The organism is Streptomyces sp. NPDC053541 (assembly GCF_044544705.1).
Classification (GTDB): domain Bacteria; phylum Actinomycetota; class Actinomycetes; order Streptomycetales; family Streptomycetaceae; genus Streptomyces.
This window is the reverse complement of the sequence record NZ_JBITXM010000013.1, coordinates 344,974-369,277: the sequence shown is the minus strand read 5'-3', so window position 1 is coordinate 369,277 and position 24,304 is coordinate 344,974. Positions and strand designations below refer to the sequence as shown.

Genomic DNA, 24,304 nt, shown 5'->3' with positions numbered 1-24,304 from the left:
GGGGGACCCTGTGGGAGAGTAGGACGCCGCCGAACAATCTTTGTGGGAAAGCCCCGCACCGTATGGTGCGGGGCTTTTCTGCGTTCACGGCCCGGGCCTTCTCGCCCGGGCCGTGACCTCACCAGTCCGCGGGGTAGCTCTTCAGACTGCTCGTGTCGAGAGTCCAGCGCCCGACCGGCACGGTGTCCCCGAAGGCGTACGGCACTTCCTTGCGGTAGTGGATGCCGTCGGGGCCCTGCGAGGGGTCGCTGTGCACCGTGACCGTCCTCTTGTCCTTGCGCGGGTCCACCACGACGTACAGCGGGATGCCCATCCGGGGGTAGTCGTTCAGCTTGTCACGGACGTCGGTGAGCGAATTCGTACGCGAGACGACCTCCAACACCAGCAGCACATCGCGGGAGTTGATGTGCCGGGCCGTGTCGTCGGCGTCCTCCTCTGCGATGATCATGAGGTCCGGGACCTTGGTCAGGCCGGTGACCGGGTCGCTCATGTTCGTGTCGTTGAGGGCGATGACCTCGGGGGTCTGGGCCTCGATCTGGCGCCGCAGGCGCACCACGTTGAGCCCGTGAGGGGCGGTGGGGCTCATCATGGTCAGGAAGATCTGACCGTCGGTGGTCTGCACCTTCCACTGGTCCTCCTGGTGCTCGGCCAGCTCCGCGAGCTGCTCAGCGAACTCGTGCAGCCGGCGCATCTGCTCGGGGGTGAGGTCGGCCATGGTGCCCTCCTGGTAGGTGCCGGGATCAGCGTATCCAGGCGGGTGGGCGGCGGGGCGCTCGTAGGGTGGGGCGTATGCGCTATGACCTCGTCATCTTCGACAACGACGGTGTGCTCGTCGACAGTGAGCCGATCTCGAACCGCCTCCTGGCCGACTACCTCACCGAGCTCGGGCACCCCACCACGTACGAGGAGTCCGTCCGCGACTTCATGGGGTCCGCCATGCACCGGATCCACGAGCTCGTCGGGGAGCGGACCGGGCAGGCGCTGCCGGCCGACTTCGACGACACCTTCCACCGGCGCGTGTTCGACGCGTTCCGGCGGGAGTTGGTGGCCGTGGACGGGGTGGTCGAGGTGCTCAAGCGGCTGGTCGCCGACGGGGTGCCGTACTGCGTGGCGTCCTCCGGGAGCCATGAGCGGATCCGGGTCGGGCACCGGACGACCGGGCTCGACGCGTACTTCCCCGAGAGCGTCGTGTTCAGTGCCGAGGACGTGGGGCGGGGGAAGCCGGCGCCCGATCTGTTCCTGCACGCGGCCGAGCGGATGGGGGTGCCGCCGGCCCGGTGCGTGGTCGTCGAGGACAGTCCGCTCGGCGTCCGGGCCGCCGTCGCCGCCGGGATGGACGTCCACGGGTTCACGGCCATGATGCCGCCGGAGCGGCTGCCGGGGGCCAACGGGTACTTCGCGCACATGGACGAGCTGCCCGGCACATTGGGCATGTGATCCATCTACCGCTCGGTAGGGCGCGGCCCTACTGTGCCGCCATGACAGATGCGGCGTTGCGGCGCGGGCGCGGTTCCCTGACGGTGAGCTTCTTCGTGCAGGGCGTCACCTTCGCCCTGCTCGTGACCCGGATTCCGGCGATCCAGGACCGGTACGGGATATCCGACGGGCTGCTGCCCGTCTTCCTGGCCGCGGTGCCGGTGCTGGCCGGGGTGGCCAGCGTCGCCACCGAGAAGGTGGTGGCGCGGGTCGGGCCGGCCGTGGTGCTGCGGTGGGCGCAGCCCGTGGTGATGCTGGCGCTGCTCGGGGTGGGCGCCGGTTCGCAGCTGTGGGCGGCGGCCGTGGCGCTCGGGGTGTTCGGGCTCGCGGTCGGTGCCCTGGACGCCTCGATGAACATGCTGGGCGTGAGCCTCCAGCGGGCGTACGGGCGCAGCATCATGCTCGGCTTCCACGCGGCGTACAGTCTCGGCGGGATCGCCGGTGCCTCGCTCGCCTGGGCGGGGGCGCACTGGCACCTGCCGCTGTTCGTGTCGTATCTGCCGGTGGTCGTGGTGCTGTTGCCGGTCGCGTTCGTCGGGAGCCGCTGGTACGTGAACGGGGCGCCGGCGGGCGAGGCGACCGGTGGGGAACGGGGTGCCGCGGGGGTGGCGTTCCGGCTGCTGCTGCCGCTGTGCCTGGTGATGACCTTCGCGTACATCGGGGACTCGACGGTCTCCAACTGGTCGGCGAAGTACCTCCAGGACGTGCTGGGCAGCTCGGAGGAGCTGGCGACCGTGCCGTACAACGCGTACATGGTGACGACGCTGCTCGGGCGGGCGGTCGGGGACTTCGGGGTGCGGCGGTTCGGCGCGGTCCTGGTGGTGAGGGCCGGTGCGGTGCTGGCGGCGCTGGGGTTCGCGGGGGTGGCGGCGGCGCGCGGGCCGTGGGCGGGGATGGCCGGGTTCACGGTGCTGGGGCTCGGGCTGAGCGTGATCGTGCCGCAGACCTTCGCCGCCGCGGGGCGGTTGTTCCCGGGGGCGAGCGATGCGGCGGTGGCGCGGCTCAACGTCTTCAACTACGTGGGTTTCCTGGTCGGCTCGCCGCTGGTGGGGGCGCTGGGGGACGCGTGGAGCTATCGCGGGGCGATGCTGGTGCCGATGGTGCTGGTCCTGGTGACGGTGGTGCACGCCACGTCGTTCGGCGCTCCGGAGGCCCGATACGGTGGCGGGCATGAGCGGCCGCGCACTGTTGATGTGGGATGAAGCTGTCACGGGGTACGACTTCGGGTCGGAGCACCCGATGGATCCGGTGCGGCTGGCGCTGACGATGGGTCTGGTGCGGGCGTACGGGCTCGACCGGCGGGTGGACGTGGTGTCGGCGAAGCCGGCGGGTGACTCGACCCTGCGGCTGGTGCACCGCGAGGACTACGTGGCGGCGGTGCGGGCGGCGTCGGGGGATCCGCGGGCGGCCGACCAGGCGTACGGCCTGGGGACGGTGGACGATCCGGCGTTCGCGGGGATGCACGAGGTGTCGGCGCTGATCGCCGGGCAGTCGGTGGGTGCGGCGGAGGCGCTGTGGCGGGGGGACGCGGCGCACGCGGTGAACTTCGCGGGCGGGCTGCACCACGCGATGCCGGGGGCGGCCTCCGGGTTCTGCATCTACAACGACGCGGCGCTGGCGATCGCCCGGCTGCTCGAACTGGGTGCGGAGCGGGTCGCGTACGTGGACGTGGACGTGCACCACGGGGACGGGGTGCAGGCGGCGTTCTGGGACGATCCGCGGGTCCTGACGATCTCGCTGCACGAGCATCCGCGGACGCTGTTCCCGCAGACGGGCTGGCCGGAGGAGACGGGCGGCGCGGGTGCGGGGGAGGGCGGCGCGGTGAACCTGGCGCTGCCGGCGGGGACCGCGGACGCGGGCTGGGTGCGGGCGTTCCACGCGGTGGTGCCGGAGCTCATCGCCGATTTCCGGCCGCAGGTGCTGGTGACGCAGCACGGCGCGGACACGCACTTCGAGGACCCGTTGGCGCACCTGGCGGTGTCGCTCGACGCGCAGCGGGCGGTCCAGGAGGCCTGTCACGAGCTGGCGCACGCGCACGTCGAGGGCGGCAGGTGGCTGGCGCTCGGCGGGGGCGGGTACGCGGTGGTGGACGTCGTGCCGCGGTCGTGGACGCATCTGGTGGGGATCGCGGCGCACGCCCCGGTGGATCCGGAGTCGGTGATCCCGTCCTCGTGGCGGGACGAGGTGTACGCGCGGACGCGGCAGCCGGGGCCGGTGCGGATGACGGACGGGCGGTGGCCGGTCGCGGTGCGGGACTGGGCCGAGGGCTACGATCCGGCGGACCGGCTGGACCAGGCGGTGCTGGCGACCCGTCGGGCGGCGTTCCCGCTGCGGGGTCTGCTGGCCTGATCCGTTCGTACGGGCGGGGGACAGCGGGCGGCGGGTTACGCCGACGGTGGGGCGCGTCGCGGGTTTCGGCCCGGGTGCAGGGTCGTTCCGGCAGCATCGTCAGGGTGCTGAGTACCGGGGCGCTGCGGGCGCATCTGTTGGCGGCCGGTTTGGCCGGGACCGTGGGGACCTCGCGGGAGGAGAGCCTGCGGAGCTATCGCCTGTTCGCGGCGGGGGACCCGCGGGTGACGCTGGGTCTGGCCCCGGAGTGGGGCTGGGACGAGGGGGATCTGCTGCGGCTGATGGCGGACCGGTGCGGGGTGTCGGACGATCCGGCGCACCGTTCGGGGCCGGACGTGATCGATCCGGAGCGGACGCTGGGGGCGCTGGGGGCGTTCGCGGAGCGCTTGGCGGCGGCGGCGCGGCGGCGGGCTCCGGTGCTCCTGGGGACGGGGCATCCGCATCGGCTGCTGGGTTTCTACGCCGCGCTCGCAGACGCTTTGTCGGCGGCGGGCTGTCTCGTTCTCACTCCGGCGCAGGGGAGATGTGTCGACATAACGACCCGGTTCGGCGTACGCACGCACCTGCTGGACTACGTGCGGGGCGTGGCGCTGGTGCGCGAGCCGGACCTGTCGGCGGCAGGGCGCGAGCCGGGGGCGCACACCCACTCGCCGCTGCCGGTCCGGGTGGCCCTGGAGGCCGCGGCCGGGTCCGGCGGGCCGCTTCCGGAGCTGGTGGTGGGGGACCACGGCTGGGTCTGCGGGGCAGGTCAGCTGGGTATCGAGAGCATCGGCCTGGCCGATACGGACGATCCGGCGCTGTTCGTCGGGGAGGCCGAGGGGCTGGTGTCGGTGGCCGTTCCGCTCGATGACGGGGTGGCCTCGGACTACTACCGTCCACTCACGCGCTATGTACTCAATCGAGCGTGTCTGTCACGGTAAACGGCCGATGGTTGCTCCTCTTCCCCACTCGTACCACCCGCCCCTACTCTGGGCGTGAGCGCTCAGCGACGAAGAGTCACCGGAAGGGGAAGCCGGTGGGCGTCGCGTGCGGAAGGTACAGGTGGGTCATGGCTGCTGGCGACAGGCCTCTCAACGAGGTGAAGTTTCTGACCGTGGCGGAGGTCGCCTCGGTGATGCGCGTCTCGAAGATGACCGTGTACCGCTTGGTGCACAGCGGTCATCTGCCGGCGATCCGGGTGGGGAGGTCCTTCCGGGTGCCGGAACAGGCGGTTCACGAGTACCTCAGGGAATCCTTCGTGGGGGTGGCGACCGCGTAGCGGGCGGGTGCCGTCCGCGGGAATGCGCCCTCGGATTACGAGAGCGGCGCTGTAGCCGGTAGGCTAGCCCCTCGTAGGTCGTGTGGGCCCAGACGCCCCGCACCGATCCCCGCTGGCGCGGGGATGTTCCGAGAAGTGAGCGAGGGTAGTCGTGGGCTCTGTTATCAAGAAGCGGCGCAAGCGGATGGCGAAGAAGAAGCACCGCAAGCTGCTCAAGCGCACGCGCGTGCAGCGTCGCAACAAGAAGTAAGCGCACGCCGTTTCGGCGGTTCGTGCGTCCGGCGTGGTCCCTCACCGTTTTCCGGTGGGGGACCACGCTTTTATTGCGCCGAAATGTGGAGGCGCTACGGTGTCGGTCAGCGGAACACCGATGGAAGACCGACGGAAGGCGCTCCCCTTGGGCAAGGTCGTGCTCGTCACCGGAGCGGCCCGGCACCTCGGTGCGCGATTCGTCCGGCGCGCGCAGCGCGACCCGGAGGTCGACCGGGTGGTCGCCGTGGACGCCGTCGAGTCCCCGCACCCGCTGGGCGACGCCGAGTTCGTCCGGGCGGACATCCGGCAGCCGGCGGTCGCCAAGGTGCTGGCGCAGTACGACGTGGACACGGTCGTGCACATGGACGTCACCGGCACCGCGCTGGGCGGCGGCGGCCGGACCTCGGTCAAGGAGACCAACGTCATCGGCACCATGCAGCTGCTCGGTGCCTGCCAGAAGTCGCCGCGGGTGCGCCGGCTGGTCGTGAAGTCCAGCACGAGCGTGTACGGGGCCGCGCCCCGCGACCCGGCGGTCTTCACCGAGACGACCCCGGCGAAGTCGCTGCCGAGCGGCGGCTTCGCGAAGGACGCGGTCGAGGTCGAGGGGTACGTCCGGGGCTTCGCCCGGCGCCGCCCGGACGTGGCGGTGTGCGTGCTGCGCTTCGCGAACATCCTCGGGCCGCGGGTGGACTCCCCGCTCGCCGAGTACCTGGCCCTGCCGGTGCTGCCCACCGTCCTCGGCTACGACCCGCGGCTGCAGTTCGTCCACGAGGACGACGTCATCGACGTCCTGGAGCTGGCCTCGCGCGAGCCGCGCCGGGCGACCCTCAACAGCGGCACCTTCAACATCGCGGGCGACGGGGTGCTGCTGCTGTCCCAGTGCGCCCGCCGGCTGGGCCGGCCGACGGTGCCGGTGCTGCTGCCCGCGGTGACCTGGGTCGGGCAGGCGCTGCGCACGGTCGGCGTGACCGACTTCGCACCCGAGCAGATCCGGCTGCTCACCCACGGCCGGGTGGTGTCCACGGCGCAGATGCGCGAGACCCTCGGCTTCGCGCCCCGCTACAGCACCGCCGAGGCCTTCGCGGACTTCGCGCGCAGCCGGGGCGCGGGGCTGCTGCCGCCGGAGCTGCTGGCGGGCGCCGTGGACCGGCTCGCCGGCCGTCTCGTACCCGAACCGACCTCCCCGACCGCGGAATAGGAGCCCGATCGCGATGGCGGACGCCAAGGTCATCCCCTTCGACGACGACCGGTCGCGGGCCCGCCGCCGGCCCACCGGCGGCCGGGCCGAGGGCGCGGCCGCCGTACGGGCGCTGCCGGCCCAGCCGGCACCCGCCCCCGCGGAGGCCCCGGCACCGCCGCCCCCGGCGGGCGGCGGCTCGGGCTGGGAGCGGCGGCTCGCGGGCGGGCTGGCCTTCCTGCGGCGGCGGGTCACGGGTGACTACGAGGTCGACGAGTTCGGCTACGACGAGGAGCTCACCGACCAGGTCCTGATGTCGCTGCTGCGCCCGGTGTACGAGAAGTACTTCCGGGTGGAGGTGAAGGGCGTCGAGAACATCCCGAAGGAGGGCGGCGCCCTGGTGGTGGCCAACCACTCGGGGACGCTGCCGCTGGACGGGCTGATGATGCAGGTGGCCGTGCACGACCACCATCCGGCGGGGCGTCATCTGCGGCTGCTCGCCGCCGACCTGGTCTTCATGCTGCCGGTGGTCAACGAGCTGGCCCGCAAGGCCGGGCACACGCTGGCCTGCGCGGAGGACGCGGAGCGGCTGCTGCGGGCCGGGGAGGTCGTCGGGGTGATGCCGGAGGGCTTCAAGGGCATCGGGAAGCCCTTCGCCGAGCGCTACAAGCTCCAGCGCTTCGGCCGCGGCGGTTTCGTGTCGACGGCGTTGCGGGCCGGGGTGCCGATCGTGCCGTGCTCGATCGTGGGCGCCGAGGAGATCTATCCGATGCTGGGCAACGCGAAGACGCTCGCCCGGGTGCTCGGCCTGCCGTACTTCCCGCTGACCCCGACCTTCCCGTGGCTGGGTCCGCTGGGCGCGCTGCCGCTGCCGACGAAGTGGACGATCCAGTTCGGCGAGCCGATCCCGACGGACGGCTATCCGCTGGAGGCGGCGGACGACCCGATGCTGATGTTCAACCTGACGGACCAGGTCCGCGAGCAGATCCAGCACACCCTCTACAAGCTGCTGGTGCAGCGCAGGTCGGTGTTCTTCTAGGGATACGCGAAGGGGCCCGCCATCCGGGCGGATGGCGGGCCCTCTCGCGCACGGCGGGTGTCAGCTCGCGTCGCTGCTGTCGATGCCGAGGCCGGGCAGCAGGCCCGGGAGGATCGGCGGGATCGTCACGTCCGGGACCGGGGCGGACGGCTCCTGGCCCGAGGTGTCGGTGCTCGGGCCGGTCTGCGGCGGCTTGAGCAGGTCGCCCGTGCCGCCGAGGAGGCCGCCGTCCTCGGGTGCGCCCGTGCCCGTGCCCGTGCCCGTGCCGGACGGCTTGGGCTGGGTCGCGTCGCCGGCGCCCTGGGAGGGCGGGGCGGACGAGGTGTGCGGGCGCTGGGTGGTGGCCGACGGGGTGCTTCGCGGCGCGCTCGGGTCGCCGGAACCGATGGAGCCGCGCTCGGGGGTGCGGGGCAGCACGGACTGGAGCGGCTCGACCTCTTCGTCTATGGCGACGAAGACGTCGTCCACCTCGTCGCCCACGTCGGTGAGCTGGACCGGGAGGCGCTCGCGCAGCCCGTGCCAGGTGGCCCGGTGGGCCTGGGCGAAGGAGTTCAGCCGGGCCATGGGGCCGATCTCGCCGTCCCGCTCGTAGGCCTGGCGGAGCAGCCGGTGGCCCTCGGAGGCGTCGTGCTTCATGCCGTCGAGGACGCGGCGGATCTCGCCGAGCGACTCGTGGTCGAGCGCTCCGGCCCGGCCGCGCTCCATCAGCCTGCGGGCCTCGCTCAGGCGGGTGGAGGCCTGGTCGAGATAGAGCCCGCCCCGGTCGGCGTCGTCGTCCGCCATCCCGAGCTTGATGTCCTCCATGCCCCGCTTGAGCCCGTAGAGCGAGTCACCGGGCAGGGCGTCGGAGCTGGCAGCGGCCACTCCGCTGAAGGCCCCGGCCGCGACACCGACCGTGAGGCCGCCGGCGGCGAGGCCCTTGGTCCAGCGGGAGCGCGGCCGCAGCTTGCGGAGCGGGGAGGCCCGGTGCGCTCCCTTGCCGTGGGAGGTCCGCTGCTCCGGCACGGTAGGGCCCGCTCCGGCGCCCCCCTCCATGAGCATCGCTTCCATGGCGGCGACGAGCTGGGCCCGCTGCACCACCTTGACCTCGGGGTCCATCTCCGGCTTCGGCAGCTCGCCGAGTCCGTTCGCCAGGGCCAACAGCCGTCCGTGCTCGGCCGGTTCGGCCGATGCCTCGGGCTGCTCGGCCGCCGCGCCCTCGGACGTCCGATCCTCCAGGGCCTGGGCGAAGGCGTTCGCCCGCCGGTGCGCCGATACGTTCGCGATCACTGGCGGCACCTCCTCTCGTCATGACGGTCGACTCCCCGGGGGGTTCGGAAGGTTGCACACCTTGAGCGCATCCACACGAAAGAGTGAGTGGAAGTGGACAGGGCGTGACCACAGGGAGCCTGCATTTCGCACAACGAGCGGCGCGGCACTTGGGTTACGCGCGAAAGATGATCGGACCAGTGCGTCATCGAGGCGTCACCGACTGTGAGTTGAACGGGGAGGGGAGGGGCGTGGGGGGACGGCGGGGGGTGCGGGGACTTCGATGCCTGCGGCGGTGGGGGAGGCGGCGGCGCGTGTGGGGGGCGCGGAGCGCTCAGCGGGCGTCGTCCGGGAGGAGGCGGGCCAGGGTGCGCACGGCCCGGTACTGGAGGGTCTTGATCGCGCCCTCGTTCTTCCCCATGACCCGGGCGGTCTCGGCGACCGACAGGCCCTGGAGGAAGCGGAGCGTCACGCACTCCTGCTGCTGCGGGTTGAGCCGGCGGACGGCGTCGAGGAGGGCGGCGTTGGAGAGCGACTCGAGGACGGACTCCTCGGGGCTGCGCTCCACCTCGTTGGCGTCGAGCATCTCGCCGGTGGTGACCTCCAGCCGGAAGCGGCTGGACTTGAAGTGGTCGGCGACCAGGTTGCGCGCGATGGTGACCAGCCAGGCGCCGAAGTCGCGGCCCTGCCAGGTGAAGGTGGAGATCCGGCGCAGGGCGCGCAGGAACGTCTCGCTGGTGAGGTCCTCCGCCGTCGCCTTCCCGCCGACGCGGTAGTAGATGTAGCGGTAGACGGTGTCGCTGTACTGGTCGTAGAGCCGGCCGAAGGCCTCGGCCTCGCCCGCCTGGGCGCGCTCGACGAGGTCCATCATCCGGGCGCTGTCGCTGTCGGCGGTCGGCCTGCGGGCGGTCGACGTGCCGGTGCCGGCGCGGCCGCCGCGCCGGCCGACGGCGGCGCCGCTCTCGGCCAGGGCGTAGCAGGGCCCGGCGGGTGCCGGCCCCCCGGCGAGGGCGGGCCCGCCGAAAGCGGGTGCGGGGACGGCGTACGCGGTGGGGACGAAGCCGCGCAAGTGGTCGAGGACCGTTGCGCGCAGCGTAGCCAGGCCCGAGGCGTCAACCCCGACGTGTGGGTACACGGGACTCCCAGAGGCAGAGCTTCCATCACGTGCAGTGCGGGACCGTTCACTCGCCGTGGCGACGTGTGGGTTCCGTTGTGCGTCTGAGGAGAATAACGCTTCGTACAGGCAGCGCTACACCCAGTTGCTCAAATCACCGATTCAGTCTTATCCGTTACCGCTTGTGTTCGCGGTCAATCACACTTGGTGACCGGTTGTTGATCGGTTCGCTTTCGAGTGTGATCAAGCAGGGGTGCGCTTGTGCTCAAGTGCGGTAAGGGAGAGTGACCGCGACCGTGGCCGGGTAGGGGGCCGGGATGGCCCGGAGGGCCGGGTGTGCGGGGCCTGTTCGACCACGGACGGGTGAGCGCCGCCGGTCCCGGGTTGTCGCAGTCGATCGCGGCCGAAACGTATCGGCATGATCGGTAAATCCGCCCGCGGCGCGCCGCGCCCCGGCGGCGGGTTCAGCGGCGGCGGCGGTGCAGGGCGAGCGCGGCGGCGGTGCCGCCCGCGAGGGCGCCCACGCCGGCCGCGGCGGGGATGCCGACCTTGGCCGCCTTGCGGCCGGTCCGGTAGTCCCGCAGCCGCCAGTCGCGCTCCTTGGCGTACCGGCGCAGCTTGGTGTCGGGGTTGACCGCGTAGGGGTGCCCGACGAGGGAGAGCATCGGGATGTCGTTGTGCGAGTCGCTGTACGCGGCGCAGCGCGCCAGGTCCAGGCCCTCGGCGGCGGCGAGCGCGCGCACCGCCTCGGCCTTGGCGGGGCCGTGCAGCAGCTCGCCGACCAGCTTGCCGGTGTAGACGCCGTCCACGGACTCGGCGACGGTGCCGAGCGCGCCGGTCAGGCCGAGCCGGCGGGCGATGATGGTGGCCGTCTCGACCGGGGCGGCGGTGACCAGCCAGACCTTCTGCCCGGCGTCCAGGTGGGCCTGGGCGAGCGCGCGGGTGCCGGGCCAGATCCGGTCGGCCATGTACTCGTCGTAGATCTCCTCGCCGATCGACATCAGTTCGGAGACGCGGTGGCCCTTCACGATGGACAGCGCGCTGTCCCGGGCCTCCTGCATGTGCTCGGGGTCCTCGACGCCGGCCAGCCGGAACCAGACCTGCGCCCAGGCGAAGCGGGCGAGTTCGCGGCGCTGGAAGAACTTGCGCTTGTAGAGACCGCGGCCGAAGTGGAAGATCGCGGCGCCCTGCATCACGGTGTTGTCGAGGTCGAAGAAGGCGGCGGCGCGGGTGTCGCCGACGACCGGGAACTCCGGCTCGGCGGGCCCGGTTTCGGCGGCCTCCTCCCGCTCCTGTTCGAGCTGGGCCGAGGTCTTGCGGGCCGCCTCGGCGGCGGCCTCGCCTGCCAGGACGCTGCGCGCGGTGGCGGAGCGCCTACGGGGGGTGAGCCGTCCGAGCAGAGGGGGCATGCGGTGAGCATAGCCAGTCTGTTCGGTGCTTCCCGACTCGTGAGGATGCGGTGGCGTGAACAGTGGGGGACTCCCGTGTTTCCCGGCGCGCACAATGGGCGGCATGTTCGGACGGACGAAGAAGAAGGACGGGCCGCGGGAGAGCGGTCCGCGGACGGTGACGCTGATCGGCAAGCCGGGGTGCCACCTGTGCGACGACGCCCGCGCGGTGATCGAGGCCGTGTGCGCCGAGACGGGTGCACGCTGGGAGGAGAAGGACATCCTCCGGGACGAGGAGCTGTACGCCGCGTACTGGGAGCAGATTCCGGTCGTCCTGGTCGACGGCGAACAGCACACCTTCTGGCGGGTGGACGCCGGGCGGCTCCGGCGCGAACTGGGTGGTTGACCGAAAGGCGGCTACCATCATGGACGTTTTGTTGGGTTTCGGGGGCAGCGTCGTAAGGAGAGTGTGCGGTTTTGCCCCCTTCGGGATATCAACGCCGTGACGCCGTCCGCGGTTCCGTACCGTCGCGATCCGGCCGCGTGACCCCGGTCACTTTGGGCAGACAAAACGGACACCATCTTTGTGCACGCGTTCACAAAGACATAGCCTGCATTCGACGGGGCGGTCCTGGGACACACGGCCGCCTGCAGCCCCGCTCATCCCGCAGGAGCACCGTGGCAACTGGCCGAACTCACCGACCGGCGACCCGTAGCCGAGGAATTCCCGAGGCCACCGTCGCCCGCCTTCCGCTGTATCTGCGTGCCCTCACGGCACTGTCGGAGCGCTCCGTGCCCACGGTCTCCTCGGAGGAGCTCGCGTCCGCGGCGGGGGTCAACTCCGCGAAGCTGCGCAAGGACTTCAGCTATCTCGGCTCGTACGGGACGCGCGGCGTCGGCTACGACGTCGAGTACCTCGTCTACCAGATCTCCCGCGAGCTCGGCCTGACCCAGGACTGGCCGGTCGTGATCGTCGGCATCGGTAACCTCGGCGCCGCGCTCGCCGGCTACGGCGGCTTCGCCTCCCGCGGCTTCCGGGTCGCCGCGCTGATCGACGCCGACCCCGCGATGACCGGCAAGCCGGTCGCCGGGATCCCCGTCCAGCACAGCGACGACCTGGAGAAGATCGTCACCGAGGACGGCGTCTCCATCGGCGTCATCGCCACCCCCGCCGGCGTCGCCCAGCAGGTCTGCGACCGGCTCGTGGCCGCCGGCGTCACCTCGATCCTCAACTTCGCGCCGACCGTGCTCTCCGTGCCCGACGGCGTGGACGTGCGCAAGGTCGACCTCTCCATCGAGCTCCAGATCCTCGCCTTCCACGAGCAGCGCAAGGCCGGCGAGGAGCCCGGCGCCGAGACCGGCTCCGAGGCGGCGGCCGAGCCGGTCGCCGTCGTGCCGCAGGCCGACCGGTCCGCGCAGGACACCGGCCGCAAGGGACCTGACGGGGACATGCCCGCCGTGATGCCGGCATGAGCCTCCTCGTCGTCGGCCTCAGCCACCGCAGCGCCCCCGTCAGCGTCCTGGAGCGGGCCTCCCTCTCCGCCGACGCCCGCGCCAAGCTGCTGCACGACACCCTCGCCGCCGAACCGGCCGCCGAGGGCGCCGTCCTGGCCACCTGCAACCGCATCGAGCTCTACGCCGACGTGGACAAGTTCCACGCGGGCGTCGCCGAGCTGTCCACGCTGCTCGCCCAGCACAGCGGCGTCGGCCTGGAGGAGCTCACCCCCTATCTCTACGTGCACTACGAGGACCGGGCCGTCCACCACCTCTTCTCGGTGGCCTGCGGACTGGACTCCATGGTCGTCGGCGAGGGCCAGATCCTCGGCCAGATCAAGGACGCCCTCGCGCTCGGCCAGGACCTGCACACCGCCGGACGGCTCCTGAACGACCTGTTCCAGCAGGCCCTGCGGGTCGGCAAGCGCGCCCACAGCGAGACCGGCATCGACCGGGCCGGGCAGTCGCTCGTCACCTTCGGCCTGGAGCAGCTCGCCCGGGGCACCGACGTCGACGCCTGGGCCCGCGGCAAGCGCGCCCTGGTCATCGGCGCCGGCTCGATGTCCTCGCTGGCCGCCGCGACCCTCGCCCGGGCCGGCGTCGCCGAGATCGTGGTCGCCAACCGCACCGCCGCCCGCGCCGAGCGCCTCGTGGAGATCCTCACCGAGCCCGGAGGTACGGGCGTGGCCGCACGCGCGGTCGAGATGGTTGCCGTCGGCGACGAACTGACACGTGCCGACGTCGTCGTCTCCTGCACCGGCGCCACCGGTCTCGTCCTCACCGGCGAGGCCGTCGAGGCCGCCACCGCGGGCCGCGAGAAGCCGCTCTTCCTGCTCGACCTCGCGATGCCCCGCGACATCGACGCCGCCGCCCACCGCATGCCCGGCGTCCGGCTCGTCGACATCGAATCGCTCGCCGAGGCCTCCGCCGACGCCCCCATGGCCGGCGACGTCGACCAGGTGCGCGCCATCGTCTCCGACGAGGTCGCCGCCTTCGGCGCCGCCCAGCGGGCCGCCCACATCACGCCGACCGTGGTCGCCCTGCGCGCCATGGCCGCCGAGGTGGTCGCCGGCGAGATCGCCCGGCTGGAGGGCCGGCTGCCCGGCCTCGACGACAAGCAGCGCGCCGAGATCACCCAGACCGTGCGCCGGGTGGTCGACAAGCTCCTGCACGCGCCCACCGTGCGCGTGAAGCAGCTCGCGGGCGAGCCCGGCGGCGCCGGGTACGCGGACGCGCTGCGGACACTCTTCGACCTCGACCCGGAGACGGTTGCCTCTGTCAGCCGGGCCGACCGAAACGACGGCGACGTCAAGAACCGAGGGCGAGTATGACCGAGAGGGCACTGAGGCTCGGGACCAGGCGCAGCAAGCTCGCCATGGCCCAGTCCGGACATGTGGCCGACGCCGTCCGGCAGCTGACCGGCCGGCCCGTCGAGCTCGTGGAGATCACGACGTACGGGGACACCTCCCGCGAGCACCTCGCGCAGATCGGCGGCACCGGCGTGTTCGTCGCCGCGCTGCGCGACGCGCTGCTCGCCGGCGAGGTCGACTTCGCCGTGCACTCCCTCAAGGACCTGCCGACCGCGCAGCACCCCGAGCTGACGCTGGCCGCGATCCCGAAGCGCGAGGACCCGCGCGACGTGCTGGTCGCCCGCGAGGGCGTCACGCTGGACACGCTGCCGGCCGGCGCCCGCGTCGGCACCGGCTCGCCGCGCCGGATGGCCCAGCTCAACGCGTACGCGCGCAGCCACGGCCTGACCATCGAGACCGTGCCGATCCGCGGCAACATCGACACCCGGGTCGGCTACGTGCGCAAGGGCGAGCTGGACGCGGTGGTCCTCGCCGCGGCCGGGCTCAACCGCATCGGCGGCACCGAGGAGCTGACCGGCTCCCTGTCGGTCGACCGGCTGTCGGTCGACGCGGTGCTGCCCGCCCCCGGCCAGGGCGCCCTGGCCGTCGAGTGCCCGGCGTCGAACGCCGACCTCGTCTCCGCGCTCGCCGAGCTCGACGACCCGTACACCCGGGCCGCCGTGACCGCCGAGCGCACCCTGCTCGCCGCCCTGGAGGCCGGCTGCTCCGCACCCGTGGGTGCGCTGGCCGACCTGCTGGCCGACGGCCGCGGTCCCGAGCAGGTTGTCACCGAAATGCGCCTGCGCGGCGTCGTCGGCACCACCGACGGCTCCACGCTGGTGCAGCTGTCCACCACCGGTCCCGTACCCACCTCGCACGACGAGGCGGTGGCGCTCGGACGCGAACTCGCGGACGAGATGCTCGCCAAGGGTGCGGCCGGTCTTATGGGGGAGCGAGCACTTTGAGCCCCACCAGCCCGACCACCAGCCCCGCGTCCGCCGCCTTCCCCGGCCACGGTCACGTCACCTTCCTCGGCGCCGGTCCCGGCGACCCCGGACTGCTGACGCTCCGGGCCGTCGAGGCCCTGGCCGGCGCGGACGTCCTGATCGCCGAGCCGGAGGTGCTCGAAGTCGTTCGCGGGCATGCGCGCGCGGGCGTGAGCACGCCTGAGCTGACGGTTGTCGACGAGGCGTCAACAACCGTCGGTGTCCCCGTGTTGAGGGATGCGACCAATCTTGTCATGGAGGCCGCGCGCGGCGGCAAGCGGGTCGTCCGTGCGGTGACCGGCGACCCCGGCCTCGACGGCAACGCGGGCGGCGAGATGCTCGCCTGCGCCTCCGCCGGCATCCCCTTCGAGGTGGTGCCGGGCGTGGCCACCGCGGTCGGCGTGCCCGCGTACGCCGGTGTGCCGCTGCGCGACGCGCAGGGCACGGACGTGCGCTTCGTCGACGCGCGGACCGCCGACGACCGGTGCTGGTCCGAGGTCGGTGCCTCCGACGGCACCGTCGTCGTGTCCACGACCCTCGACTCGGTCGCCGCGGCGGCCGGTGAGCTGGTGGCGGCGGGCCGTAAGCCGGACACCCCGCTCACCGTGACCATCGCGGGCACCACCACGCGGCAGCGCACCTGGACGGCCACCCTCGGGACGATCGCCCAGGTCTTCAAGCAGGGCAAGGTGCTCCCCTCGCCCGAGGGCCACCGCCCGGTGATAGCCGTGGTCGGCGAGCGCAGCGCCCCGGCGCAGCGGGACCAGCTGGCGTGGTTCGAGTCCAAGCCGCTCTTCGGCTGGCGGGTGCTCGTGCCGCGCACCAAGGAGCAGGCCGCGTCGCTCTCCGACCAGCTGCGTTCGTACGGAGCGGTGCCGCACGAGGTGCCGACCATCGCCGTCGAGCCGCCGCGCACCCCGCAGCAGATGGAGCGGGCGGTCAAGGGCCTGGTCACCGGCCGCTACGAGTGGATCGCCTTCACCTCGGTGAACGCGGTCAAGGCGGTGCGGGAGAAGTTCGAGGAGTACGGGCTCGACGCCCGCGCCTTCGCCGGGATCAAGGTCGCCGCGGTGGGCGAGCAGACCGCGGCCGCGCTGGTCGACTTCGGCGTGAAGCCGGACCTGGTGCCCAGCGGCGAGCAGTCCGCGGCGGGCCTCCTGGAGGACTGGCCGCCCTACGACCCGGTCTTCGACCCGATCGACCGCGTCTTCCTGCCGCGCGCCGACATCGCCACCGAGACCCTGGTGGCCGGCCTCATCGAGCTGGGCTGGGAGGTCGACGACGTCACCGCCTACCGGACCGTGCGCGCCTCGCCGCCGCCGGCCGACACCCGTGAGGCGATCAAGGGCGGCGGCTTCGACGCGGTGCTCTTCACCTCGTCCTCGACCGTGCGGAACCTGGTCGGCATCGCCGGCAAGCCGCACAACGTCACCGTCATCGCCTGCATCGGCCCGGCCACCGCGAAGACGGCGGAGGAGCACGGCCTGCGGGTCGACGTCCTGTCGCCCGAGCCGTCGGTGCACAAGCTGGCCGAGGCGCTCGCCGAGTTCGGGCTCCGCCGCCGCGCGGCGGCCCTGGAGGCCGGCGACCCGGTGACCCGGCCGAGCGAGCGCCGGCCGGGGGCGCGGCGCCGCCGCACCACCTGAGCGGCGCCGGCGCCGAGCCGGTCGTGAAGGGCGCGGATCCCCCGGGGGTCCGCGCCCTTCGGCGCGTTCCGGGGCGACACGGTGTCGGCAACCGAGGCAACACGGTGTCGGTAAAGGCACACCGGTCGCGGGCGTAGCCTCGATGGCATGAATGCGTACGGATCCTTCCCCGGAGCGCGGCCGCGCCGGCTGCGGACGACGCCCGCCATGCGGCGGATGGTGGCCGAGACCCGGCTGCATCCGGCCGATCTGATCCTGCCCGCCTTCGTGCGGGAGGGCGTGAGCGAGCCGGTGCCGATCTCGGCGATGCCCGGGGTCGTGCAGCACACCCGGGACACCCTGCGGAAGGCCGCCGTGGAGGCGGTGGAGGCCGGGGTCTCCGGGATCATGCTGTTCGGCGTGCCCGAGGACGAGAAGAAGGACGCGGCGGGGACGGCGGGCACCGACCCGGACGGCATCCTGCAGGTGGCGATCCGGGACGTGCGGGCCGAGGTCGGCGACGACCTGGTGATCATGTCGGACCTGTGCCTGGACGAGTACACCGACCACGGGCACTGCGGGGTCCTGGACGCCGACGGGCGGGTCGACAACGACGCCACCCTGGAGCGCTACGCCGAGATGGCCCAGGTGCAGGCCGACGCGGGCGTGCACGTGGTGGGCCCGTCCGGGATGATGGACGGCCAGGTCGGGGTGATCCGGGACGCCCTGGACACCATCGGCAAGGAGGACGTCTCGATCCTCGCGTACACCGCGAAGTACTCCTCCGCCTTCTACGGGCCCTTCCGCGAGGCCGTCGGCTCCTCGCTGACCGGCGACCGCAAGACCTACCAGCAGGACCCCGCCAACCTGCGGGAGTCGATGCGGGAGCTGGCGCTCGACCTGGAGGAGGGCGCCGACATGGTCATGGTCAAGCCGGCCGGCCCGTACCTGGACGTCGTGGCCAGGGTCGCCGCGTCGGTGGACGTGCCGGTGGCCGCGTACCAGATCAGCGGTGAGTACGCGATGGTCGAGGCCGCGGCCGAGAAGGGCTGGATCGACCGGGACAAGGCGATCGTCGAGACGCTGACCGGCATCCGCCGGGCCGGCGCGCAGCTGATCCTCACCTACTGGGCCACCGAGGTCGCCCAGAAGCTGGGCCGCGGGATCTGATGCACCCTGGAGAGGTACCGACAGGTCGACAGGTACCTCTCTGGAGGTGGTCCTCATGACGATGAACACGCTCGTCGGCTGGCACGTCGAGATGGAGTTCAAGGAGGAGGGCGACCGGACGCGCGCCGCCTGCATGGTGCGGCTCGGTGACGGCACCGAGTTCCGTGCGCACGGCAACGCGAACCGGCACCCCTCCGACCCCGAGCAGTTGCGGGTCGGCGAGGAGATCGCCGGGGCGAGGGCGCTGATGGACCTCGCCTCCCAGCTCTTGCAGAAGGCCCACACCGAGATCGACGAGGTGTCGGGCCGTACCTCCCACCCCATCAACAGGTGACGGGCCCTTCCGGGCCGCCCCGGCCGCGAGCGGTTCAGTCGCGCGGGTCGCGGGCGGCCTGGACGCCCTCCAGCATCAGGTCGAGGGTGGTCATCAGCTCGTGCGCGAGCTGGTCGGCCGCGGCCTCCGGGCGCCCGCACCAGCGGTACAGCGCACCGAGGTAGAGGTCGCGCAGCGCGAAGCCGATCTGCTCGGCGGTGAAGCGGGTGGAGAACTCGCCCGCGCGGATGCCCTCGGCCGCGATCCTGGCGAAGAGCTCGGCGAGATAGGGCTCCTCCAGGAGCGGGCGGCCGGCCCGCACCCAGGCCATCAGGAGCGAGTTGGTCTCCTGCTGGTGGCCCTCGCTCATCCGGCTGAGGATGGTCATGCAGTGGCGCAGCTGCCCGATGGCCGAGTCCGCCTCGCCGCCGTCGGCGGCCAGCGTGGCCATCAGCGCGTCCCGCCGCTTCTCGCCCCAGGCGCCGAGGAGGTCCTCCTTGCGCTGGAAGTAGTTGAAGAACGTCCCGCGCGCGACGTCGGCGCGCTCCACGATCTCGTCGATGGAGGTCTCGTCGTAGCCCTGCTCCGCGAAGAGTGCGATGGCAGAGCTGTACAGGCGCTCCTTGACCTTGAGCTTGTTGCGCTCCCGTCGGCCCAGGGGGGCCGCGACCTGGCGGTTCGTGGCCGCGTCTGTGGTCGCTTCGGTCGGGCTCACGCGCTACTCCGATCTGTTCGACAGCGATCAGGCCCGCTCCCCTCGGTCCTGGTTGATGGACCAAAGTTTAACTATGACTCGAAGTCAAAGTTAATACGTATGGCCATTTCCGGCTGTCGAAACGGACCGCCGGGCTCCGTACGACGCCGGGCCGGCGGGGTGCCCGGGCCCCGGTGATTGGCCGGATCCCGCTCGGAGGCCGATCACCGGGGTGGGCGGGCACGGGCGACCGGCGCTCAGCCGATCGTCGTGAGGATGCGTTGCAGGCTCTCCGGGCCGAGCAGGCGGCCCGCCGTGAGGTCGAGCCCCCAGTCCGTGCGCAGCTCGCTGCGAAGCCGGGTCGCCATCAGCGAGTCCAGGCCCATCTCGCGCAGCGGCCGGCGCCGGTCGAGCCGCTCCTCGGGGATCTCCAGGAGGTCGGCGACCCGCCGCACCAGGGCCTCGGCGGCGGTGACCGCGCCCGGCGCCTCCTGGGCCGGGGTGGGCTCCGGGGACGTGGTCCGCTGGGCCGGGATGAAGGCCGGGGCAGCCGGGGCGGGTGCCGCGACCGGTGCCGGGGTGGGGGCCGCGGTGGCCGGTGCCGGGGCCGTGGCCCGCGGTGCGTACGGCCTGCGGCGGGCGCCCAGCGCGGCCAGCGGGGTCGCCGCCAGGGCCGCGAACGGGCGGGGCCGGCGGGTCGGCAGCACCCGCAGCTCGATGCCGAGGAACTCCGCGCGCACCAGGCCGTCGGGGTCCAGGAGCAGCACGTCGGCGCGCGCCCGCTCCCGGCCCCGGACCGGGCGGACCCGGCACAGCGCCCAGAACTCCTCGCCCGGGTCGCCGTGCACCCGGACCGAGCCGAAGCCGGTGGGCACGTACGCGGTGCCCGGCCGGTAGGCGGCCAGCAGGGTCAGCAGGCCCGACTCCCAGGCGCCCGCGTCGGGGCCCGGGGTGCCGGGGGAGCGGCGGAGGCGGGCGACGGCCTGGCCGCCGCGGCGCCACACGTGCCGTACGGCCCGCAGCTCCTCGTCGATGGAGAACCCGAGGTCCTCCGCGACCGCCAGGAACTCCTCCGCGCCGCGGTAGTCGAGCCGGCCCGCCAGCGCCCGGTCGAGCAGCGCGCGCCGGTCGCCCGGCCGGGCCGGACCCGCGGTCCCGGCCGGACGCAGGGTGGCCTCGGCGCAGGGCTCCGGCGGGGCGTCCGGGGTGCGCCGGACCTCCGCGCGGACCCGCCGCAGACCGTCCGGGCCGGGGCCCTCGACGGTCACTCGCAGGAGGGCCCCGGCCAGTTCGTCGACGGTGAGGAGGGTCTCGGCGAGGCGGACGCCGGTCAGCGCGGGAGCGTCCCCGGTGGTGGCGGCCCCGGCGGCCGGGTCGCCGGTGGTGGCGGCGCGGGCGGCCTCCAGCATCGCCGCCAGGTAGAGCGAGGGGAGCGCGGGCCTGAGGCCGCGCACGGAGACCCCGCGGTCCCAGCCGGCGATGCCCCAGTCGCGCACCGCGTCCTCCCGCACGTACGGCGCCGGCCGGGCGGGTCCGACGGCCCCGGCGCCCGCGGGGGCGGTACGGGCCGGGGCGGGCGGCTGCCGGAGCGCGTCGCAGTCCCAGGCGTAGGTCGGCAGGTCCTCGGGGAGCGCGGACACCGGCCCGTACCAGCGCGCCCAGTCCACCCGGGCGCCGTGGGCGAACGCCCGGCCGACGGCCTCCAGGACGGCGAGGGGCTCGACGCAGTCGCGGCGCAGGGTGGCGAGCGCCGCGCCCTCGGCGCCGTCCGCGCCCGCCGTGCCGCGGGAGCGGCGGGTCTCGTCGATCGCGGCCGTCAGCACCGGGTGCGGGCTGACCTCGACGAAGACGGTCTCCTCGGCGCACAGGAGCCGTACCGCCTCGGTGAAGCGGACCGGCTTGCGCAGGTTGTCCTGCCAGTAGGCGGGGCGGAGTTCGTCCCCGCGCACCGGGGCGGCGAGCACGCTGGACACCAGGCCGGTCGCGGCCGGGCGCGGGTCGAGGTCGGCGAGGGCGGTGACCAGCTCGTCGGCGATCAGGTCCATGTCGGGGGAGTGCGAGGCGACCTCGACCCTGACGGTGCGGCACAGCACGTCGCGCCGCTCCAGGGCCTCGGTGACGGCCGCCAGGGCCGCGTGCGGTCCGGCGAGCACGGTCGCCGAGGGCGAGTTCTCGGCGGCGACGCAGACCCCGGCGAACTCCGGGCGCTCGGCGAGGACTTCGCGGGCCGCGTCGGCGCCGAGCTCGACGGCCAGCATGGCGCCGAGTCCGGCGAGCCGGCGCATCAGGCGGCTGCGCCGGCAGATCACCGCGCAGCCGTCGCGCAGGCTGAGCGCGCCGGCCACGCAGGACGCGGCGATCTCGCCCATGCTGTGGCCGAGGCACACGTCCGGGTCGAGACCGGCCTCGCGCAGCGCGGCGGCGAGTCCGACGCCGACGGCCCACAGCGCGGGCTGCACCCGGTCGATGTCGGTGGGCAGTTCGGTGGCGGTGGAGAGCAGGTCGAGGAGCGACCAGCCGAGTTCGGCGCGGATCGCGGTGTCGCACTCGGTGAGGACGGCCCGGAAGGCCGGGGACGCGTCGAGCAGCCCGCGGCCCATGCCGAGCCACTGCGAGCCCTGGCCGGGGAAGACGAAGGCGGTACGGCGCGGGTCGCCGAAGCCGGCCTCGGCGATGCCGCCGCCGGTGACCGTCCCGTCGGTGGCCAGCGCGCGCAGCCGGGCCGCCATCACCGCGTGGCTGTCGCCCCGGACCCAGAGCCGGTACGGGTGCGCGTCCCGGCGCAGCGCCGCCGCCGCGCAGACCTCCCGCAGCTCGCGCCGCGCCCCCGGCCCGTCCAGGTAGCCGGCCCAGGTCTCGGCGAGCCGCGCCAGCGACCGCCGGGACCGGGCGCTGAGCACGAGTAACTGTTCCGCTCCGGCCAGGTCGGCGCCGTGGAACCCGGTCCGGTCGTCCCGCGCGCCCGCGGCCGTCGCCCCGGCAGCCCCCGCCGCGGTCGGGGTGGACGGGGACGTGGGCGGGGTCGGGGCGGGGCGGTAGGAGCCCACCACGACATGGGCGTTGGTGCCGGAGATGCCGAAGGAGCTGACGCCGATGCGGGCGGTGCCGGCGGCCGGGGTCAGCGCCGTGTTGCGGGTGACCACGCGGACGGCGAGGCCCTCCTCGGCGATGACCGGGTTCTCCGTACGGCAGTGCAGGGAGGCGGGGATGACGCCGTGGTGGGCGATCAGGACCGCCTTGATGAGGCCGGCGATGCCGGCGGCCGACTCGGTGTGGCCGATGTTGGTCTTCACCGAGCCCGCAGGCAGCGGCCGTTCGGCCGGGCGCCGGGTCGCCTCGGCGAGCGCGCGCAGTTCGACGGCGTCGCCGACCGCGGTGCCGGTGCCGTGGGACTCGACGTAGTCGAGCTGGTCGGGGGTGATCCCGGCGGAGCGGCACGCCGCCCGGAGCATCGCGACCTGGCCGCTGACCGCGGGCTGGAGGAGCAGCCCGCTGCCGCGCCCGTCGTTGGTGACGGCGCTGCCGAGGAGGGTGGCGAGCACCGGGTCGCCGTCGCGCTCGGCGTCGGCGAGGCGCTTGAGGACGACCACGCCGACCCCGTCGCTGCGGACGAATCCGTCGGCGTCGGCGGCGCCGAAGCGGCAGCGGCCCTCGGGGGAGAGCATGGCGCCCTGGGAGTAGGCGATGGCGTCGTGGCTGGAGAGCACGAGGTTGACGCCGGCGGCGAGGGCGAGGTCGCACTCGCCGGCGAGCAGGCTCTGCCGGGCGTTGTGGACCGCCACCAGGGAGGATGAGCAGGCGGTGTCCAGGACGACGCTGGGGCCGAGCAGGTCGAGCGCGAAGGAGAGCCGGCCGGCCGTGACGGCGCGCAGCCGACTGCCGGCCATGTCGCGGATGTTGGGGCCGCCGGGGTCGCCGGTGACCTCCGCGTACTCGGCGGTGGCCTGGCCGACGAAGACGCCGGCGTGGGTGCCGGCGAGGCTGGAGGGGCGGATGCCGGCGTGTTCGAGCGCCTCCCACGCGGTCTGCAGGAGCAGCCGCTGCTGCGGGTCGACGGCCTTGGCCTCGGCCGGCGATATGCCGAAGAAGGCGTGGTCGAAGGCGAACGGGTCGGCGATGAAGCCGCCGTGGCGGGAGGCCGTCTTGCCGAGGGTGCCGGAGTGCGGCGCCCAGTCGGCCGCGATGTCGAAGCGCTCGGCGGGCACCGGGGTGACCGAGTCCGTGTTGGCCAGCAGATTGGCCCAGAACCGGGCGGGCCCGTCGGCACCGGGGAAGCGGCAGCCGAGGCCGATCACGGCGAGTGTCTGTCTTGTCGAGAGCGCCATGGGAATGAGTGCCAACCTTCTCTTGATGCGACGAAACGGATGCGTCGGCAGGGCAGTTGGACTAGCGGGATACAAACTTACACTGCGAGCCAAGTTTGAACCCAGCATTCTTCCCGGCGTCTTGAAAATCCCGGCATGCGGGACGAAACCGTCCGGCAGGTGAGCCGTTGACCCGCAGGCCGAGGTCAGGGCGGGGGTAGGCCGAGGCCAGAGCGGGGCGGGACGCGGGCGGGTCGAGGTCAGGCTGACGTCAGGCCGCGGAGCAACATGCTGAGCGCGAGCTGGAGTTCGGTGTGGAGGTGCGGTCGGCAGGGGCCGTCGCCGGCGGGGCCGGGCTCCGTGCACCGGGTCGCCCAGCGGTGGACGGCGCCGAAGTACAGGTCGCGCAGGAGCGCGCCGAGCTGCTCCGGGCTGGCGGTGCCGCGGATCTCGCCGCGCGCCCGGCCCCGCTCGATGATGAGCGCGAAGAGCGCGTCCAGGTGGTGCGGGCGGGGCTCGAAGAGGTGACCGCACTGGACCCAGGCCGTCAGCATCGCGGCGCTCAGCTCCGGCTCCTCCTCGTTGAGGTCGCCGAGCGCGGACATGCAGGCGCGCAGCGCCGCCACACTGCCGGCCGGGCCCTCCAGGTGCGGGGCGAGGCGGTGGTTCAGCTTCCGCACCCGCTCCTGCGACCAGGCCCTGACCAGGCAGTCCTTGCGCGGGAAGTAGTTGAAGAAGGTGCCGCGCCCGATGCCCGCGTGCTCCGCGATCTGGGCGACGGAGGTGCCCGCGTAGCCCTGACTGCTGAAGAGGGACAGGGCCGTGACGTAGACGCGCTCCCGGGTGCGCTGCCGGTTCAGCCGGCGGCGCGGGAGGGGTCGTGCTCCGTCGTCCGAGGGGTGGCGCATGCGTCCTCCAGCTGCGGGATCCTCTATGTATGGCGGTACACAGATACCCTCACATACAAACATGGATCTGAGTACAGGCATCTGCGAGTCTTTGCACCATGGGTCATCTCTGGACTCTGGCTGAGAAATGGACTTGAGTGTATGTTTGTATCGAGGCCTA

At 73.1% G+C, this 24,304-nt stretch carries 22 protein-coding genes; 15 read left to right on the top strand and 7 right to left on the bottom strand.

What is annotated here, in order from left to right:
• Positions 1-118: 118 nt before the first annotated feature.
• Complete coding sequence (locus tag ACIGW2_RS32305) at positions 119-715, bottom strand: Uma2 family endonuclease (protein WP_391654838.1); 597 nt, start codon at positions 713-715, stop codon at positions 119-121.
• A gap of 74 nt (positions 716-789) precedes the next feature.
• Between ACIGW2_RS32305 and ACIGW2_RS32300 the strand changes: the two genes are divergently transcribed.
• The 8 genes from ACIGW2_RS32300 (at position 790) to ACIGW2_RS32265 (ending at position 7,551) form a co-directional block, all read left to right on the top strand.
• Entirely contained in the window at positions 790-1,437 is a 648-nt protein-coding gene (locus ACIGW2_RS32300; protein ID WP_399847570.1) for an HAD family hydrolase, read from the top strand.
• Between the two features lie 41 nt (positions 1,438-1,478).
• Positions 1,479-2,678 (top strand): MFS transporter, encoded by a 1,200-nt coding sequence (locus tag ACIGW2_RS32295; RefSeq protein WP_399847567.1) that lies wholly within the window; start codon positions 1,479-1,481, stop codon positions 2,676-2,678.
• A complete protein-coding gene (locus tag ACIGW2_RS32290; protein WP_399847565.1) occupies positions 2,647-3,825 on the top strand; it encodes an acetoin utilization protein AcuC in 1,179 nt (392 codons plus the stop codon). Before ACIGW2_RS32295 ends, ACIGW2_RS32290 begins: the two co-directional genes overlap by 32 nt.
• 104 nt (positions 3,826-3,929) lie before the next feature.
• Entirely contained in the window at positions 3,930-4,745 is an 816-nt protein-coding gene (locus ACIGW2_RS32285) for a phosphatase (RefSeq protein ID WP_391654834.1), read from the top strand.
• Between the two features lie 128 nt (positions 4,746-4,873).
• Positions 4,874-5,083 carry a helix-turn-helix domain-containing protein gene (locus ACIGW2_RS32280; RefSeq protein ID WP_046910004.1) on the top strand — a complete coding sequence of 70 codons (210 nt, stop codon included), beginning with the start codon at positions 4,874-4,876 and terminating at the stop codon, positions 5,081-5,083.
• A gap of 151 nt (positions 5,084-5,234) precedes the next feature.
• A complete protein-coding gene (locus ACIGW2_RS32275; protein ID WP_003948845.1) occupies positions 5,235-5,333 on the top strand; it encodes a 30S ribosomal protein bS22 in 99 nt (32 codons plus the stop codon).
• 147 nt (positions 5,334-5,480) lie between these two features.
• On the top strand, positions 5,481-6,533 hold the full coding sequence (locus tag ACIGW2_RS32270; protein ID WP_399847594.1) for an NAD-dependent epimerase/dehydratase family protein: 1,053 nt from the start codon (positions 5,481-5,483) through the stop codon (positions 6,531-6,533).
• 13 nt (positions 6,534-6,546) lie between these two features.
• Positions 6,547-7,551, top strand: a complete 1,005-nt coding sequence (locus tag ACIGW2_RS32265; protein ID WP_391654833.1) for a lysophospholipid acyltransferase family protein — start codon at positions 6,547-6,549, stop codon at positions 7,549-7,551.
• Positions 7,552-7,611: 60 nt separating this feature from the next.
• Here the strand turns inward: ACIGW2_RS32265 and ACIGW2_RS32260 are convergent, their stop codons facing one another.
• The 3 genes from ACIGW2_RS32260 to ACIGW2_RS32250 form a co-directional block, all read right to left on the bottom strand.
• Entirely contained in the window at positions 7,612-8,820 is a 1,209-nt protein-coding gene (locus ACIGW2_RS32260; protein ID WP_399847564.1) for a DUF5667 domain-containing protein, read from the bottom strand.
• A gap of 313 nt (positions 8,821-9,133) precedes the next feature.
• The gene (locus tag ACIGW2_RS32255; protein ID WP_361588968.1) at positions 9,134-9,934 is read right to left on the bottom strand and encodes an ECF subfamily RNA polymerase sigma factor, BldN family; all 801 of its coding nucleotides are present in this window, start codon (positions 9,932-9,934) and stop codon (positions 9,134-9,136) included.
• A gap of 443 nt (positions 9,935-10,377) precedes the next feature.
• The gene (locus ACIGW2_RS32250) at positions 10,378-11,322 is read right to left on the bottom strand and encodes an HAD family hydrolase (RefSeq protein ID WP_391654831.1); all 945 of its coding nucleotides are present in this window, start codon (positions 11,320-11,322) and stop codon (positions 10,378-10,380) included.
• Positions 11,323-11,416: 94 nt separating this feature from the next.
• On the opposite strand from ACIGW2_RS32250, the gene ACIGW2_RS32245 reads away from it, so the two are divergent.
• The 7 genes from ACIGW2_RS32245 to ACIGW2_RS32215 all read left to right on the top strand — a co-directional run bounded on the left by ACIGW2_RS32245 (position 11,417) and on the right by ACIGW2_RS32215 (position 18,259).
• Positions 11,417-11,707, top strand: a complete 291-nt coding sequence (locus ACIGW2_RS32245) for a glutaredoxin family protein (RefSeq protein WP_361589012.1) — start codon at positions 11,417-11,419, stop codon at positions 11,705-11,707.
• Between the two features lie 272 nt (positions 11,708-11,979).
• Positions 11,980-12,774, top strand: coding sequence for a redox-sensing transcriptional repressor Rex (locus tag ACIGW2_RS32240; protein WP_361588962.1), 795 nt, complete (start codon positions 11,980-11,982; stop codon positions 12,772-12,774).
• On the top strand, positions 12,771-14,126 hold the full coding sequence (locus tag ACIGW2_RS32235) for a glutamyl-tRNA reductase (RefSeq protein ID WP_361588960.1): 1,356 nt from the start codon (positions 12,771-12,773) through the stop codon (positions 14,124-14,126). The genes ACIGW2_RS32240 and ACIGW2_RS32235 overlap by 4 nt, the downstream gene beginning before the upstream one ends.
• A complete protein-coding gene (gene hemC / locus ACIGW2_RS32230) occupies positions 14,123-15,109 on the top strand; it encodes a hydroxymethylbilane synthase (protein ID WP_391654830.1) in 987 nt (328 codons plus the stop codon). The genes ACIGW2_RS32235 and hemC overlap by 4 nt, the downstream gene beginning before the upstream one ends.
• Positions 15,106-16,776 (top strand): uroporphyrinogen-III synthase, encoded by a 1,671-nt coding sequence (locus ACIGW2_RS32225; protein WP_356064832.1) that lies wholly within the window; start codon positions 15,106-15,108, stop codon positions 16,774-16,776. Before hemC ends, ACIGW2_RS32225 begins: the two co-directional genes overlap by 4 nt.
• A gap of 147 nt (positions 16,777-16,923) precedes the next feature.
• Positions 16,924-17,925, top strand: coding sequence for a porphobilinogen synthase (gene hemB, locus ACIGW2_RS32220; RefSeq protein ID WP_399847558.1), 1,002 nt, complete (start codon positions 16,924-16,926; stop codon positions 17,923-17,925).
• 61 nt (positions 17,926-17,986) lie between these two features.
• Positions 17,987-18,259, top strand: coding sequence for a DUF1876 domain-containing protein (locus tag ACIGW2_RS32215; protein ID WP_361589009.1), 273 nt, complete (start codon positions 17,987-17,989; stop codon positions 18,257-18,259).
• Positions 18,260-18,293: 34 nt separating this feature from the next.
• Here ACIGW2_RS32215 and ACIGW2_RS32210 read toward each other — a convergent pair whose 3' ends face one another.
• The 3 genes from ACIGW2_RS32210 to ACIGW2_RS32200 form a co-directional block, all read right to left on the bottom strand.
• Positions 18,294-18,953 carry a TetR/AcrR family transcriptional regulator gene (locus ACIGW2_RS32210; protein WP_391654828.1) on the bottom strand — a complete coding sequence of 220 codons (660 nt, stop codon included), beginning with the start codon at positions 18,951-18,953 and terminating at the stop codon, positions 18,294-18,296.
• A 236-nt stretch (positions 18,954-19,189) separates the two neighbouring features.
• Entirely contained in the window at positions 19,190-23,272 is a 4,083-nt protein-coding gene (locus tag ACIGW2_RS32205; protein WP_391654827.1) for a type I polyketide synthase, read from the bottom strand.
• Between the two features lie 224 nt (positions 23,273-23,496).
• A complete protein-coding gene (locus ACIGW2_RS32200; RefSeq protein ID WP_391654826.1) occupies positions 23,497-24,144 on the bottom strand; it encodes a TetR/AcrR family transcriptional regulator in 648 nt (215 codons plus the stop codon).
• Positions 24,145-24,304: the final 160 nt, after the last annotated feature.

Excerpts from the sequence above, each read along its gene's own strand:
- ACIGW2_RS32305 (WP_391654838.1), bottom strand. The coding sequence starts at position 715 with ATGGCCGACCTCACCCCCGAGCAGATGCGCCGGCTGCACGAGTTCGCT.
- ACIGW2_RS32300 (WP_399847570.1), top strand. The coding sequence starts at position 790 with ATGCGCTATGACCTCGTCATCTTCGACAACGACGGTGTGCTCGTCGAC.
- ACIGW2_RS32295 (WP_399847567.1), top strand. The coding sequence starts at position 1,479 with ATGACAGATGCGGCGTTGCGGCGCGGGCGCGGTTCCCTGACGGTGAGC.
- ACIGW2_RS32290 (WP_399847565.1), top strand. The coding sequence starts at position 2,647 with ATGAGCGGCCGCGCACTGTTGATGTGGGATGAAGCTGTCACGGGGTAC.
- ACIGW2_RS32280 (WP_046910004.1), top strand. The coding sequence starts at position 4,874 with ATGGCTGCTGGCGACAGGCCTCTCAACGAGGTGAAGTTTCTGACCGTG.
- ACIGW2_RS32265 (WP_391654833.1), top strand. The coding sequence starts at position 6,547 with ATGGCGGACGCCAAGGTCATCCCCTTCGACGACGACCGGTCGCGGGCC.
- ACIGW2_RS32250 (WP_391654831.1), bottom strand. The coding sequence starts at position 11,322 with ATGCCCCCTCTGCTCGGACGGCTCACCCCCCGTAGGCGCTCCGCCACC.
- ACIGW2_RS32245 (WP_361589012.1), top strand. The coding sequence starts at position 11,417 with ATGGGCGGCATGTTCGGACGGACGAAGAAGAAGGACGGGCCGCGGGAG.
- ACIGW2_RS32235 (WP_361588960.1), top strand. The coding sequence starts at position 12,771 with ATGAGCCTCCTCGTCGTCGGCCTCAGCCACCGCAGCGCCCCCGTCAGC.
- hemC (WP_391654830.1), top strand. The coding sequence starts at position 14,123 with ATGACCGAGAGGGCACTGAGGCTCGGGACCAGGCGCAGCAAGCTCGCC.
- hemB (WP_399847558.1), top strand. The coding sequence starts at position 16,924 with ATGAATGCGTACGGATCCTTCCCCGGAGCGCGGCCGCGCCGGCTGCGG.
- ACIGW2_RS32215 (WP_361589009.1), top strand. The coding sequence starts at position 17,987 with ATGAACACGCTCGTCGGCTGGCACGTCGAGATGGAGTTCAAGGAGGAG.
- ACIGW2_RS32200 (WP_391654826.1), bottom strand. The coding sequence starts at position 24,144 with ATGCGCCACCCCTCGGACGACGGAGCACGACCCCTCCCGCGCCGCCGG.